This window comes from Mycoplasmopsis glycophila (genome assembly GCF_900660605.1).
Lineage (GTDB): Bacteria > Bacillota_I > Bacilli_A > Mycoplasmatales > Metamycoplasmataceae > Mycoplasmopsis > Mycoplasmopsis glycophila.
Map to the genome: position 1 here is coordinate 628,391 of NZ_LR215024.1, position 15,371 is coordinate 643,761.

9 protein-coding genes, 1 tRNA gene, 1 pseudogene and 1 riboswitch are annotated in these 15,371 nt (G+C 28.6%); of the genes and pseudogenes, 3 read left to right on the forward strand and 8 right to left on the reverse strand.

Annotation, left to right across the window (positions count from 1 at the left end):
* Positions 1–11: 11 nt before the first annotated feature.
* A complete protein-coding gene (locus EXC46_RS02435) occupies positions 12–2,849 on the reverse strand; it encodes an OppA family ABC transporter substrate-binding lipoprotein (RefSeq protein WP_027333748.1) in 2,838 nt (945 codons plus the stop codon).
* 305 nt (positions 2,850–3,154) lie between these two features.
* Positions 3,155–3,321, reverse strand: a riboswitch (Lysine riboswitch).
* A 356-nt stretch (positions 3,322–3,677) separates the two neighbouring features.
* Between EXC46_RS02435 and EXC46_RS02440 the strand changes: the two genes are divergently transcribed.
* From EXC46_RS02440 to EXC46_RS02450, 3 genes are all read left to right on the forward strand, one after another.
* Positions 3,678–4,586 carry an SPFH domain-containing protein gene (locus tag EXC46_RS02440; protein WP_044888920.1) on the forward strand — a complete coding sequence of 303 codons (909 nt, stop codon included), beginning with the start codon at positions 3,678–3,680 and terminating at the stop codon, positions 4,584–4,586.
* Positions 4,587–4,618: 32 nt separating this feature from the next.
* Positions 4,619–5,200 (forward strand): dihydrofolate reductase, encoded by a 582-nt coding sequence (locus EXC46_RS02445; RefSeq protein ID WP_052353020.1) that lies wholly within the window; start codon positions 4,619–4,621, stop codon positions 5,198–5,200.
* A 100-nt stretch (positions 5,201–5,300) separates the two neighbouring features.
* The gene (locus EXC46_RS02450) at positions 5,301–5,690 is read left to right on the forward strand and encodes a hypothetical protein (protein ID WP_027333746.1); all 390 of its coding nucleotides are present in this window, start codon (positions 5,301–5,303) and stop codon (positions 5,688–5,690) included.
* A 46-nt stretch (positions 5,691–5,736) separates the two neighbouring features.
* Here the strand turns inward: EXC46_RS02450 and EXC46_RS02455 are convergent, their stop codons facing one another.
* From EXC46_RS02455 to EXC46_RS02485, 7 genes and pseudogenes are all read right to left on the reverse strand, one after another.
* On the reverse strand, positions 5,737–7,194 hold the full coding sequence (locus EXC46_RS02455) for an amino acid permease (protein ID WP_044888919.1): 1,458 nt from the start codon (positions 7,192–7,194) through the stop codon (positions 5,737–5,739).
* A gap of 2 nt (positions 7,195–7,196) precedes the next feature.
* Positions 7,197–9,077 (reverse strand): annotated as a pseudogene (gene lon / locus EXC46_RS02460) (endopeptidase La); the annotation flags it as partial.
* Positions 9,078–9,885: 808 nt separating this feature from the next.
* Positions 9,886–12,234, reverse strand: a complete 2,349-nt coding sequence (locus EXC46_RS02465; RefSeq protein WP_027333743.1) for a class I tRNA ligase family protein — start codon at positions 12,232–12,234, stop codon at positions 9,886–9,888.
* A 51-nt stretch (positions 12,235–12,285) separates the two neighbouring features.
* Complete coding sequence (locus EXC46_RS02470; RefSeq protein ID WP_027333742.1) at positions 12,286–13,014, reverse strand: MPN527 family putative ECF transporter permease subunit; 729 nt, start codon at positions 13,012–13,014, stop codon at positions 12,286–12,288.
* Positions 13,001–13,627 (reverse strand): uracil phosphoribosyltransferase, encoded by a 627-nt coding sequence (upp, locus tag EXC46_RS02475; protein ID WP_027333741.1) that lies wholly within the window; start codon positions 13,625–13,627, stop codon positions 13,001–13,003. Before upp ends, EXC46_RS02470 begins: the two co-directional genes overlap by 14 nt.
* Positions 13,628–13,854: 227 nt before the next feature.
* A tRNA-Ser gene (locus EXC46_RS02480) sits at positions 13,855–13,945 on the reverse strand.
* Positions 13,946–13,987: 42 nt separating this feature from the next.
* Positions 13,988–15,349, reverse strand: a complete 1,362-nt coding sequence (locus EXC46_RS02485) for an APC family permease (RefSeq protein ID WP_044888917.1) — start codon at positions 15,347–15,349, stop codon at positions 13,988–13,990.
* Positions 15,350–15,371 lie beyond the last annotated feature (22 nt).

The following is a 15,371-nucleotide window of genomic DNA, read 5'->3' on the forward strand; positions in this document are numbered from 1 at the left end:
GATTAGTTATATTAAGATAATTTTTCTTCTCCTAATTTAATTCAACCAAAGTCTAAGAAGTTTTGGTTTGTTTGAGGTCTAATGTAACTTGGGTTTGAAATAGTTGGACTGAAATTAGTTTTACCAATTGTCATTGCATGGTCGAAAGTGAATCCAAAGTAAACAACTAATTCGTTCGCTAATTCTAATAATGATTTTTTAGTTACAGCAGATGAGTTATTGTAATTTAATCAGAATTTTGATGTTATATCAGAAATTGTTAAATGTCTTCCTCTTGCTTGTTCTTCTTCTGTTAATTCTACATAATCATCTTTTGCATCATTTAATTTATATGATCCTAAAGCGTGTGAGAAATCGGCAAGTAATGTTGGGTTTAATGCAGCTCAATCAGCAAAAGGAATACTTATTAAAGCACCTTCAGATTCGATTTTTTCAACATATGCTTTGAATGCTTTAGCAGCCTCAACTAAACGTGGGAAAGCTTTTCCAAATCTTGATGCTAAATTAGAGTCTGTAGAAAGTTGAGCAAAAAGGTTTACTAATTTTGATTGTGTAGTAATTCCATCAAGACCTGAACCAATAGTTTTATAGTCATATCCTCAAGCTGTAAGATCTTCAAATCCACCTGATCCTCAGTGAGCTCTTCAACCATCTGCGTTTTGTGAATATGTAAAGCTAATATTTAATCTTCCTTTTTGGTCAAGAGTATTCATTGTTTTAGCTAATTTTTCAAATGTCATTAAAATTGGTGGAGTAGGGTTGATGTATCTGAAAAAGTAAGGGATATTTACTTTTGTTGTTTCTGGAGTGCTTGTTTGTGCATATAATCTATCTAATAATGCAGTCATTCTTTTTGATAATAAATCAAATGCTGATGATTTATATTTGTCATCTTCATTTTTATCAAGACTTGAGTTTTCTGATTGAGAAATTTCTGTTCCGATTTTTGAACCTAAATTAACTTTTGCACCTGTTTCTGAATCTACAACGAATAAAGTATTAACTGCTTCAGCGTTAGCTCTTAAATTATTTTCAGCAAGTGAATCATCATTATAATCATCTTTAATTCTAGCATCTTGTGCTAAAGGCGAAAGTCATGGTGAACTTGGTCTATTTGGTGTTAAATCATTAGCAACAGGTTCTCAGTTAATTGCTGCTTGTAATATAGTTCTAAATTCAATTGAAATACCAGTTGAGTATTTTTCAACAACATCTGTAGCACCATAAACATCATTAATTGTGTGCCCGTATAATAATTGAGATGCTAAATCATCAAAAGTATATTTCCCGGCATTGTTTCCACCTGGAACTGTAGGTACCATTGTATTAATTTTAAGTTTTGAATAAACGTCTGTGTTTAAAGCCTTAACGTAAGATATTCCGAATTTTTCTTTGTTTTGATCTACATTATCTTTAAGGTTTTTTGGCAATGAAGAGTAACCTATAGTTGCATTATCACCAGAAAGATATGTGTTATATGCTGTTTGAATAAATGCATCTTGATCAACTCCACTTGATTGATATTGTTCTTGAAAAACAAGAACATTTTGTTTGTCTTTTAAGAATTCTTTATTTGAATAGTGTGTGTTAAGTCTAATTTCTTCAATTAAAGTGTTACCATTATATGGAGTTCCATAGTATTTACCTGAGAATAATGTGTTATCAATTGTTGTTCCATATCAGTAAAATCCAAGTTCTTTTGCAAGTCCTTCGGCATTTACGATTTGTGCTTTATAAGCTTCTTTATCAAAAGCATTGTCTCCACTTAATGGTTTTAAAGTTTCAATAACTGGAGTATCTTGATTTTGACTTACATATTCATAAGGCATTGGTGTAAATTCGTAATTAGCATAGATGTTTTTAAGAATTTCATCAAATAAAGCAGTTTCACTAAGATTTTTCTTTTCGATATTGAAATATGTGTTACCTTCTGAATCTGTTGATACAGCACTATCTTTTTCTAATAAGTTAGCGAAATTTACATTATATAAATCGAAAAGATATGAGTTTCCATAGCTTGTTTTGCTATCAAGTAATTTTCCAGGTTCATATAAAAGACCTTTCATTGCCTCATCAATTTCTTCTTTTCCACCATGAGCTAAACGATATTGACCTGTAAATAATAAAGTTCTTACAAGACCTGCTCAGTAGTCATAAGCTGAAACGTTGTATTCTGTTTCATTTCCATTTTTATCAACTCATTTAGCACCTTTTCTAACTCTAAAACTAACTTTTTTAGCATTTTTTAAATCATCTTGGAATTGAAGTGAGTTAACTGATTTTGGATTGTTAGAAAGAAGTGTTACAACTGTTTCACTGTAATATTTACCATCTACATCGGGTGCTGGTAATAATTCTGCTTCATCAGAATCATAAACATGTTCAACACCATCGTTTGTTGTAATAACAATGGCATCAGCTTGTTCAAGAACCATTGCTTCACCTGAAGGATTTAAAATTTTAATTGATTTAGTTTCAACACCCTCATCATTAACATCGACAACTTCATCATACATAGCTTTACCAATAGCTTTAAATGAAATAAGTGTAGCTGTTGTTCCGTCTTCTAAATATTGTTCTTTTCCACCATAAAGTCATGAACGATCTCATCTAAAGTCTTTTAAGTTGTATGTAGCGTTAGTAATTCATTTATAAACGCCTTGTCTTGCGAAGTTAGATAAATTTGCATCATTTCCGCTTAAATATTCCACTTTTGTCACAAGAACATCAGCACTAACATTTTCTCTTTTTTTCTGTTTTGTTGTCTCTTGTGAACAAGCTGCAGCAACTGCTGTTAAAGGAAGTGTAGTTGTAAGAACGCTTGATAATAATAATCATTTTCTTTTCATAATATTGCTCCTTAGGTTTTATTATGTTTGTCTTAAATAAATAGTAAAACAGTTGTGAAAGTATTTTATATGTCCTCCACCTGTTTTATTAAAAGTTAATTTGTCGCTAATTTAAAATTTTATTTTATATGTTTGATTAAATCTTATTCCCTTAAATAGTTTTAAGGTTGAATCAAATCGAATAACCTTTAAATGAATAGCTCTAAAACCCAAGACAAAATGAAAAGGGCTTTGTAGCCTATAAAACTACAAAGCCCTTTTCAAATATCATTATTAAAAATAATAAATAAATGAATAATCTTTTGTAATTCTATAGCACCAATGGTTTTACCAAAGAGTAGAAATCTTTTATGTTTTTCTACCAACTCTTATAATTGCCATTATAAAAGTTTCGGCTTTTATATCCTTTCAATAAGGTCATCGCATGCCTGCTCACTTATTTACTCTTACTAAAAGCTCCTCTATAGGTTTTTAAATCAACATAAACAGATTTCACTATCTGCTTATGTTATTCACAGACAGTAATGTTAAAAAATGGTTTTAATAATAAAAATATTAAAACGAATAATATTCATAACATTTACTGTCATTGTGTTTCTTTGATTCATGTAATTATGATAACTTAAAAAAAAATAAAGTCAAGAAAAAAATAATTTAAAAAGTTTTTTTGTTTTTAATTCTTTTTTAAGCAAATTATTAGGATAAAAGTAAAATCACTCTGTTTAAAGAGTATGAAAATAATTCCATTAAAATAACTTATCAAATTGGTTTTATAAAAGAAAATTTAAAAATGTTTAAAATTATTAATGTTAAAGAAAAGGAGAAAAAATGCGTTGAGAAATTACTTTAACTATATGTCTTTCTTTAGCTATTATTGTTCTTGCATTGTTAATATTATCAATTAAAATTGTGGCTGAAACACATTTTTATGTTATTGAAAGACTTGGGAAATATCATAGAGTGTTAAGCAAAGGAATTAACTTTATAATTCCGTTCATTGACCGTGTTGCTGTTCATGATAACACAAAAGAAAAAGTGTTAGATTTCCCTGCACAGAGTGTGATTACCAAAGATAATGCGACAATTAAAATTGATACAGTAGTATACCTTAGAATAGATGATCCAAAACTTTTTGCTTACGGAGCAGAAAAACCTATTCGTGCAATTGAAAATTTAGTTTCAACAACATTAAGAAACTTAATTGGTGAACTAGAGCTTGATCAATCTCTCACTTCAAGAGAAATTATTAATACTAAGCTTACTAAAATTTTAGATACAGCAAGTGATTCTTGAGGTATTAAAGTAAACCGTGTTGAAATTCAAAATATAATTCCACCTGCAGAAGTTCAAGAAGCAATGATTCGCCAAATGCAAGCTGAAAGAGATAAAAGAGCTCGTATTTTAGAATCAGAAGGAATTCGCCAAAGTGAAATTTTAAAAGCACAAGGATATAAAGAAAGCAAAATTTTAAATGCTGAAGCAAATCGAACAAGTATGATTTTAGAAGCAGAAGCTGCTCGTGAAAAAAGCATCTTAGAAGCACAAGGTAAAAAAGAAGCAATCGAATTACTCAGTCAAGCAAAAATAACAGAACAAATTTTAAACTATAAAGCCTTGGAGCAACTTGGAGAATTAGCACATGGTAATGCAACCAAAATCATTCTGCCTCCAAACTTAAAAGATGTTGCCGCTTCAATGGCTGTGGCTCAAGCTGTAATAAAAGACAAAGAAAAATAGCCAAAAGCTATTTTTTTCTATATCATTAAAATATGATTAAAATGATTTTCGCAGCAACAAAGAGCGGCGTAATTGGTTTAGATCAAAGTCTACCTTGAAAAATTAAAAATGAGCTTAACTATTTTAAAAACTACACAAAAGATGCCAGTTTATTCATGGGAAGTAAGACTTTGTTATCGTTACCTAAAACTTTCCAAAAAGAAAACCGTCAAATTTATTCTTTTGCCACGAACAATAAAGAATATGACTTGCTGATTGATTTTTACTTAAAAGACGAAAAAGATCTTGTTGCAATGTTCGAAAAATTTCAAAATAGTAAGGAAACCCTTTGCATTATTGGTGGAAAAGAAATTTTTGAAAAGTATTGATTTTTAGCAGATGAAATTTCCTTTTCATTAATAAAGAAAGAATACAAAGGAAATGTTATATTTAACTCTTTGCATTCAAGTTTAATTGATCCTAATTATAAGTTATTTGAAGATAACGAGTTTATAGTTTACCTTCGGAATCTCAAAACTGATCCAATTTGAATTTGATTTCAAAACCAAAGAATTTCATCTCGTGAATTAAAAGAGCATTTCTTTTTAATTAAAAAGAAATCTTTTAAAATATAAAAGATAACACTTAAAAGGAGGAGGAAGATGCAAAAAACAAAAAAAAGTTTTTCAAGCAAGCGCTTTTTTAACATGATTTATTGCTGCTTTAGTTATTTTTGTGACTTTTTTAACACTTAGTCAAACAAGTGCTTTATTTCATAAAAAAACAGCTGGCGCAAATAATAGAGAAATTATTTTAATATTATTTTATGTACTTTCTGGTTTATATATGCTAACAAGTTTTATTTATTTATTTTCAAAAAATTCAGAACGAAATGCAGAATTATTTAAATCTAATAATAAAGCTAAAATTATTTTAGTTCCAATTACAAATATAATTTTATTAGCAACTTTAGTTTTGGTAATTGTGACAAAAATTCAAAACCATCACATTTTATTAATGATAGCCCAAGGTCTTACAATTATGATTCTTCTACCAATTATTTTTGTTAGTTTAAGTGACTTTTTAGATAAAAGTCTCAAAGCTACCTTTATCAAAAGTCGCTAGTTAGAGAAAAAATAGACACAGCTTAATTGCTGTGTCTTTTTGTGCTTTAACTGATAATTTGTTTATTCTGTTTGCTCTTTTTCTGTTTGTAAAAAACCGAAAATAACTTGAATAAAATACCAAGCAAAATAAATGAGAAATAAACTCCAATAACTACTAAAGAATTAGTTTGAAACGGTAATCCGTAAATTTGTGGCACAAAATAACTAATTAGTAAGAAAACAATTAAACAAATATCAAAAACATAATAGATTTTTTCTCAGAGCGGGATTTTAGGAATCAATTTTTTACGATCTAAAATAAACGCTGTAATAAAAGTACATAAATCTTCAACAAGTAGCGCTATTCCACTACCTAAAATAGCAGTTTCGAAGAAATTATCTCTTGATTCATTGTTATTTTTTGTAAGAAAAATACTAAGAAGTCAAAAAACAACCATTGAAACTAAAGTAATAATTGTTGTGAATCAAATTGCATTTTGAAATTCACCTTTTTTGTTTTTCTTTGTTAGAAAATAAAATAAGTGGCCATCTTCTGAAAGTGGCACAATCTTACGGGCAGTAGCAACGCTAATTGTGATTTTTGAACTAACATCATTAGATAAATATCCAATAATAAACAAAATGATTCCAAAAATTCCAAAAACACTATAAACACCAACTAATCCTTTTTTACTTTGAATTAAGTCAAAACCTAAAAGTAATGTATAAATAAGAAAATAGAATGATAAAACAGAAGCAAATGAGATAATTAAAATTTTTCTAAAATTTTTAAATTTAACATCTTTAACCATCGCCGATACATCTTCTGTTCCCGCAAATGCATAAACGAATAATAAAGCATTTGCAAAAATTAAATGAGGAGTTAGTTTTTTTGCTTCTTGTAACTGAAAATTATCGAAATTAATTTGATATTGATTATTAACAATTACTGTAATAATTAAAACTTCTAAACCAATAAACAAAATAAATCACTTCACAAAACTAGCATAATAAATAAATTTTTTACTGCTTTTTAATCCAATCGTTGAAATGAAGATTAATAAGATGAAAAACGAAAGCGCTAGTGTTCTAATTACTCATACTCAAACATTGTAATAAGCAAGATCACTTGGTAAAAAATGAATAATTGTTGAAGCTAAAAAGAGCGGAGAAATGGATGATAGAATAGGTGTTTGAATAAATTGATTTCATCCCACAAAGAAAGAAAAATAAGAAATTAATTTATTTTTGACCTTTGTTTTATGTTTGTGTTCTTCATGGTAGTGTTCGTCAATGTGCTTGGCAAAAGTATATGACCCACCATAGTGTTCTTTAAAACTATTTGATAGCCTTGAAAAAACTAATGAAATTCCGAAAATAACTAATGCAGCAATAAGGATAACTAAATATCCTCAATAATTAAAGTTTAAAAAGGATGCAATTGTAGTTAAAAAACCAACCCCAATTACATAATTAATTGTAAAAAGAGTAAAGCTTTTTTGTGTAAAATGTTTGCCCTTCAAAACTATTTATTTTCTTCTTTAAAAGAAATTATTTCCTTTGGCTGCTTGCCTTTAAAAATAAAATCATAAATCTCTGTATATTCAACAACAGGAATATAGTTTAATTCAGATTTGATCTCATTAGGAATATCTTGAAGATTTTTAACATTAGCAGCCGGAATAAAAATGTATTTTAATCCTTTTTGGCTAGCTGCAAAAGATTTTTCTTTCAATCCACCAATTTCAAGAACTTTTCCACGGAGTGTAATTTCACCAGTCATACCAATGTTACTTGGCACAACTTTTTTACTTAAAGCAGAAATTAAAGCCGTTGTAAATGTAACACCAGCACTTGGTCCATCTTTTGGCACAGCACCTTCTGGTACGTGAATATGAATTGTGTTTTCTTCAAAATCAAAATCTTGAATACCAAATTTTTCAGCATTTGAACGAACATATGAAAGAGCTATTTGCGCAGACTCTTGCATAACTTCTTTAAGTGAACCTGTTAATTTAATTTCAGGTTTACCTGGGAAAGCATTAACTTCAATTTGTAGTGATGAACCACCATATGAAGTATATGCAAGTCCGTTCACAATTCCTGGAATTTGAATATCTTCTTTTTCTTCTTCTTTAAATAAAATTACACCAAGTAGATCTGTAATTTCTTCTTTTTTGATTGTAAAACTTTTCATATTTTTGTTTTCAAGTTTTTTAACAACTATTTTTCTAGCTATTTTATCTAAAAGACGTTTAAGACCACGCACACCAGCTTCTTTAGTGTAATGGTGAATAATATATTTTAAAGTTTCGTCATCAATTTTGAAAAATGATTTAGCTAACCCTGTTTGCTCGATAACTTTAGGAATCAAGTGTTCTCTAGCAATATTTAATTTTTCACTTAAAGTGTATGAAGAAAGCTCAATAACTTCAACACGGTCTAAAAGTGCTTCAGGAATAGCTTCATAATAGTTAGCTGTTGCAATGAAAATTGCTTTTGATAAGTCGTATTCATGTTCAAGGTAATGATCTTGGAAGTGGCTATTTTGCTCTGGATCTAAAACTTCAAGCATAGCACTTGCTGGGTCACCTTTCATATCTGACTTCATTTTATCAATTTCATCTAATAAAATAATTGGGTTTGAAACTTTGGCTTGCATAATACCTTTAATAATTTTTCCAGGCATAGCACCAACATAAGTTCTTCTGTGACCACGAATTTCACTTTCATCATGAACTCCACCAAGCGAAACTTTAACAAAGCTACGTCCTAATGCTTCAGCAATTGATTTTGATAGCGATGTTTTTCCAGTTCCAGGAGGACCTACAAGAGTTAAAATTGGGACATTATTAAATTTTTTAGCTCGTGCTCGATCGTTTTCTTTAAATAAATTCATGTCGATGAATTTATCTTCATCAAGTGGAATTAAATTATCATCTTCATCTTTTTTAGCATTATTTTTTTGGTTGATAATAACTGCTAAATATTCAAAAATTCTTTCTTTTACTTTATCAAGTCCGTAGTGGTTTTCATCAAGTGTTTCTTTAACTTTTTGAATGCTTACTTCTTCAGATTCGACAATTCTTCAAGGTAATTTCTTAAGAATGTCAATATAATTTTTAGCTAAAGTAGCTTCTGGCGAGCTTTGCATCATTTCAGAAATACGTTTACTTTCATCCTTAATTAATTGACGAATTGAATCAGGATAAATATTTACAAGAGTTTTATTTTTAATTTGTTTAGCGTAATCATCCTCTTTCACTGGAACATTCATTTTTTCAAGTGAGTTTTGAATGGTTTTAATCTTTTCTCTTAAAATAAACTCTTTTTGTTGTTCGTTCATTTTTTTCGAAATTTCATCTTTAATTTGAGTTTCAGTTTCCATTATTGAAGTAATAAAGTTAAGTAATTCAGCTGATAACTTTTCAAATAAAATTGGACTAGGAACATAGTATTCTTCACCTTGCAATAAAAGCTCGTAAAGTGGCTGTTTAAGCATATTTAAGATCGTGCACATTAAAGTGTGATTATAAAGAATTTCTTTATTCTCACCAGGAATTGCTGGTTGAAATCTATGAATCAAACTTTCTAATTCTTTGAAAGTAATTGAAAGATCTGAATTAAGATATCTTTCAAAAATTAACATATCTTCACTATTAGCAACAAGATCTCTTTCAACAGCTCCGATGGCCTGTTTGAAAATTTCCATGAATGAGATAATATCAGCTCGATTTTCAAGAGAATTATTTTCAGCAACATTAAAAACATTAATCCGACTTGGAATAATATTATTGTCTTTAAGTTGTCAGTCAATAAACCTTTTTTCTCTTTCGTCTTCTTCTGTATTTTTGTAAGTTTCTTTTGAAAATACATCAATTAAAAATCCGGTACTAAGAACTTTAAAAGTTAAAGCGTAGTGATCTCCAACTTTTTCAAAAGCAACAGGTTTAACATAATATACAGGATAATCAACTAATAATTCTCATTTAGTTTTTGCATTTTTGTGCATTAAGGCAAATCTTGTGTTTTCTGTAAAACTTAATGTTGAAACATAATCTTTAAGAAACTTAATGTATTTCTTTTCAGAAATAGCAACACTCGCATATCCGCCTGTAAAAAAAGCTCTGATATCTTTAAAAGGAATAACATATTTATCTAATGTGTTAAAACCAATATTTTTATTATCTTTTGTAGACATTTTTCTCCTTTGGTTAGTCTTTTACTACTAAATTAATGATTTTTTCAGGTACAAAAATTTCTTTAACAATTTGTTTACCATCGATTCATTTTTGTGCTGCAACTTTTGCTTGTGCTAAAACTTCATCTTTTGGTAATTTCTTTGAAACTTTAATTTCAATTCTAAATTTACCATTAACTGAAATTGGATAAGTTATTTCATCTTGAATAAGTGCATTTTGATCAATTGCAAAATCTGTTAAGTTTTTAAGATCAAAATATTTTGATGAAAGTTCTCACGCAAAGTGAGGAATGAATGGCTCTAAAATATTCATTAAAATATAAAACATTTCTGTAATTAAAATTGGTTTTTCTATTTTATCATAGGCATTTAGAGTTTCCATTGTTCAAGAAATTAATGTATTAAATGAATAGTTGTTTTCGCGATTTTCGAAAATTTCTTTTTGCTTAATAAGTCCTGTATGTAATTTAAAACGAGCTAATTTTTCATCTGCTGAAAGTTCATCGTTTTTAATATTTTTAAAATCTAAAGCCGCATCAATTAATTCAGATTTTTCAAATAAACGGTTAATAAATTTAAAGCAACCATTAACACCAGCATCATTTCACTCAAGTTCTTTTTGTGGAGGTGCAGCAAAAAGAATAAATAGTCTGGTTGTATCTGCTCCAAATTTTGCAATCATTTCGCCAGGTTCAACGGTATTACCTTTTGATTTAGACATTTTAGCTCCGTCTTTGAGCACCATTCCTTGTGTAATTAAATTTTTAAAAGGTTCTCTAAATTTTACAAGATTAAGATCAGCTAATGCTTTTGTGAAAAATCTTGCATAAAGCAAGTGTAAAATTGCATGTTCAATTCCACCAATATACTCATCAACACTATTTCAGTAGTCTAAATGTTTTTCTTCGAAAATCATTTCGTCACGAAGGTAACTAGGTGTAGTGAATCTTAAGAAATATCATGAAGATTCAAAGAAAGTATCTAATGTGTCAGTTTCTCTTGTTGCATCTTTATTACATTTTGGACATTTTGTTTTAATTCATTCTGGATTTGTTTGAAGCGGATTTCCTTGACCAGTAAATTGCACATTAAAAGGTAAAGTAACTGGTAAATGAGCAATTTTAACAGGTAAAGTACCACACTCATCACAATGAACAAGTGGAATTGGTGTTCCTCAATATCTTTGACGTGAAATACCTCAATCTCTTAAGTTGTATTTAATTTCTTTAGTAAGATTAATCTTTAAATTTGCTAAATCGGTAGCTTCTTGTTCTTGTGCTTCAGAAAAAGCAAGTTGATTTGCTTCCATGAAAGCAACGTGTGTTGAGTTGTTAGAAGTAACTACAACAACTTCTTTATTTGGGTTGTTAGAAGCAAAGTCCGTAACAATTACAGAAAGTTGTTTTTGAGTAATTGGATCACTTACAAAGTATGGAGTTTTAACACAAATTTTATGTGAAAAGTCTTTGTTATTAAAGTGTTTGTTAATATCATCTAGCAACATTAAATCTGATTCACTAAAATAATTTTGTTTTTTAAGCAATTCAACTAAAGAATGTTTATTTGAAATTGCTAGATATTGTGAATTAACTAGGTTTGCTAAATCTTTTTCATAAGCAATTATTTGCTCGATCAATTTGCCGTTTTGATCGGTTAAATTAAGCTCTAGTTTGTATTCTTCTGAACGTCCAATTCAGTTTTCTTGCATTGTTAAAACTTGATTTGGTCAGTGGTTTTCAAGTGTTTTTAAATCATCTAAAAGTTCATCTGCATATTTAGTGATTTTAAGATAATATGTATCCATTTCTTTAATGGTTACAGGGTTATCACATCTTCAGCATGTGTTATTAATAACTTGTTCATTAGCTAAAACAGTATTATCAAATTCACACCAATTTAATTGTGATTTCTTTTTGTAAATTAAACCTTGTTCTCATAATTTAATGAAAATAAATTGTTCTCATTTAGTGTAATTTTCATCACTTGTAATGCATTCATAATCTCATGCATATGAAATTCCAAGATTTTTAATTTCTTGATCCATTGATGCAATGTTCTCATAAGTTCATGTTCTTGGATGAATTTGATTTTTGATAGCTGCATTTTCTGCTGGTAATCCAAAAGCATCTCAACCAAAAGGATGTAAAACATTAAATCCTTTTCTACGATAATATCTAGCAATTGCGTCACCAATTGAATAATTACGCACGTGTCCCATGTGTAATTTACCACTTGGATACGGGAACATACTTAAAATATATTTTTTAGGTAAAGTAAAATCTTCTTTTGGTTCAAAAGAATTATTTTCTTCTCAATATTTTTGTCATTTTTGATCAATTTCTTTAAAGTTATAGTTTGACATAAAAAATCCTTTTATTGTTGTTAAAAATTAATTGTTAGTAAATTTACAAATTTAATATTTATTATTTGTATAAACAGAAATGTATTTTGTTAAAAATTGAGTTTGTTTTTCTAATATTAAAATAAATTCAACGAGCGCACCATTAATTGCGTAGTTCATCAAATTAAAAGTTAAATAAAGAACAAAAGAGCCTAAATAATAGTTTTTAATACCGAAAAAGAAAACAGAGAAGGAAGCTTGATAGTTTTTTAGAATTTCATGTAGTGATGGTTTAGTTATCACATTAGCCGCATAAAAGTAAAGGGTGTTAAAAACAAATGTATTTAAAAACACCATAATTAAAGTAGCGCAAATCATTGCACAAAAATAATTAAAAATAAATGTTAATGAATAATAACTGCATAGTTTTTGAAATATTTTTAGTCTCTTTAAAATTTTCTGAAAGAAAAGGTAAAACAGATAATAAAAATAAATTATAAAAAATTGCGCCAAAGTAGAGATTAACACTCCTAAAAAGTTAATAAGAAACCCGCTCCAGCTAATTGTAAAAGTTAGAACTAAAAGTTTGGCTAGCAAAAAAATATTTAAATATTTAAAAGACAAAACAAAAAAACAAACAAAAGCAACAAACAAAGATATATTGATGCTTAAAAAAGAAAATATTGTGATTGTTTTTCCAATAAACTCTAAAATTATCGCAATTGCCAAAAGAAAAGCTGTTAGTGAAATACTTAAAATAACAGGTCTTTTTTGATTATGTGGCATTTTATTTTGTTCCAAAGATACGGTCTCCCGCATCTCCAAGACCTGGTTCGATATAACCTACATCATTTAGCATTTGATCTTTTGATGCTAAATAAATTTTGAAATCTTTACCAAATTCATTTTCAATTTTTGAAATTCCGTTTTCAACACCAACAAGACAAACAAGTTGAATGTTAGTAAATCCATCTTTTTGTAATGTGCGAATAGCATCAGCAGCTGAATTACCTGTGGCCAGCATTGGGTCTAGCACAATTATTAAAGAATCTTTAGGAACATCTGGCATTTTGTAAAAATAAGGAACAGGTTGTAAAGTTTCTTCATTTCGATACATTCCGATATGACCAACTCTTGCTTGTGGCACTAAATTTAAAATTCCTTCCACCATACCTAAACCAGCACGAAGAATTGGAACTAAAACAATTTCTTTGTCAAAAGTTGAACCAACAAATTCTTCGCCTAGTGGGGTTGTAATTTTCTTTGATTTAGTTTCATAATTTCTTAAAATTTCATAAACCATCAACGAAGCAATTTCGTTTAAGTTATTTCTAAAAACAAGGTGATCTGAATTTTTATCACGCATAGTTGTTAATTTGATATCAATTAACGCATGCTGAATGATTTTTAACATTTGGACTCCTTTAAATTAGCAAAATAAACTCAAAAATAATAATATTTTATATTATTATACCTATATATACCAAAAAAATTAGTAATATAGTAAATTAAAAAAAGAAAAAACAAAATCACCAAAAGAGTTGTTTTAACAGTCATTTAAAACATACATTTTTGGTGATATGAAGGTTTTTGTTATATAACAAGAATTGCACTTGTTTAGAAACTAATTTATATAACATATGGCGGTCAATGAGGGATTTGAACCCTCGCGGGAGTTGCCTCCCCTGCCGCTTTTCGAGAGCGGTCCCTTCAGCCTCTTGGGTAATTGACCATAAGCAAAATAATTATAACTTATTTGCTTTTAAATTATTGCCTATTTGTGAAATCGAGCAGCAACAAAAAGAATGAGACCAATAATTAATGAGATTAAATACGAAGTTAAAACAATAGTGTTTTCAATTGTTCATGCATGTCCAACAAAAATTGGGAAAAGATAAATCACAACAAGTAAAACTAAAAGAAACATCACTAAATAATAAATAATTTGTTCATATCAAGGTATAAATAAAATTTTCTTTTTGCGTTTTAAAATAATCGCCGTTAAAAAAGTTAGAATGTATTGAACTAAAAACGAAACCGTTCCAATCTCAATTACAGATAAAAAGAAGTTTTTAAGGTGTAAAAACTCGGGTAAAGCTCAAAACACAATTAGAGAAAAAATAGTAAGACCTAGCGAAAAGTAAATTGCATTACGATATTCGCCTCTTGAATTGGTTTTGAGTAAAAACTTTGGTAAATATCCATCTTCAGCAAGTGGAATAAGTTGTCTTGAATTCACTAAAACAGTTGAAATCTTTGATGAAATTTGATTAAAAATAGTTCCAACCACAAAGATAACAAGACCTGTAATTGATCAAGTTTTTAAGAAAATATTACTAAATTGTTGATTTAAAAGTTTTGAATCAACACCTAAAATTACTAGGTAAAAAAGAAGATAGAAACCTACAATAAATCCAAACGCAAGAAAGAGGATCTTTTTAATTTTTGTCGTCTCAACATCTTTTGTCATTGCTGCAATGCTTTCAAAGCCGCCAAAAGCGTACATGAAAGAAATAACTGAACTAGCTATTAAATAAGCATATTCACTTTTTGGCTTACCTATGTCACCTGTAAAATTTGTATTATAACTTGGATTTTTAAAAGCTAAATAAAGCGAAAGAATAAGTGCTAAAAAGATTGTACTTCATTTGATAATTGCAGAAATTCAAATAATCTTCGTACTTAATCTTAAACCTAATGTTGAAATAAACATCAGTAAAATATAAAACAGAAACGAAATAGCTCTAACTATTGAAATTACAGTTTGATTATCTGTAATAACCGAAATTGCAGTAGCTAAAAAGAGTGGCCCTGCAGCAGATAAAATCGGACCTTGCATAAATTGACTTCAACCAGCTCAAAAAGCAAATAATTTACTAGATTTAGAATCACCTATTTTTTTAGCATAATAATATGAACCACCATATTCCTCGCTATAAATTGATGCTAATTTTGAAAAGACAAGCACAATTCCTAATGTAATAAAAGATGTTAGTAAAATAGTAACAAGTCCAAGAGCTTTTAAGTTAGTTATAGTTAGGATCGTGCTAACAAAACCAAATCCTACAATAAAGTTGATTGTGAAAAAAATGAAGCTTTTTTGGTTGAAAGCTTTTTTATTTGCTTGTGTGTTCATAGATATAATTTTAATTCAAAAA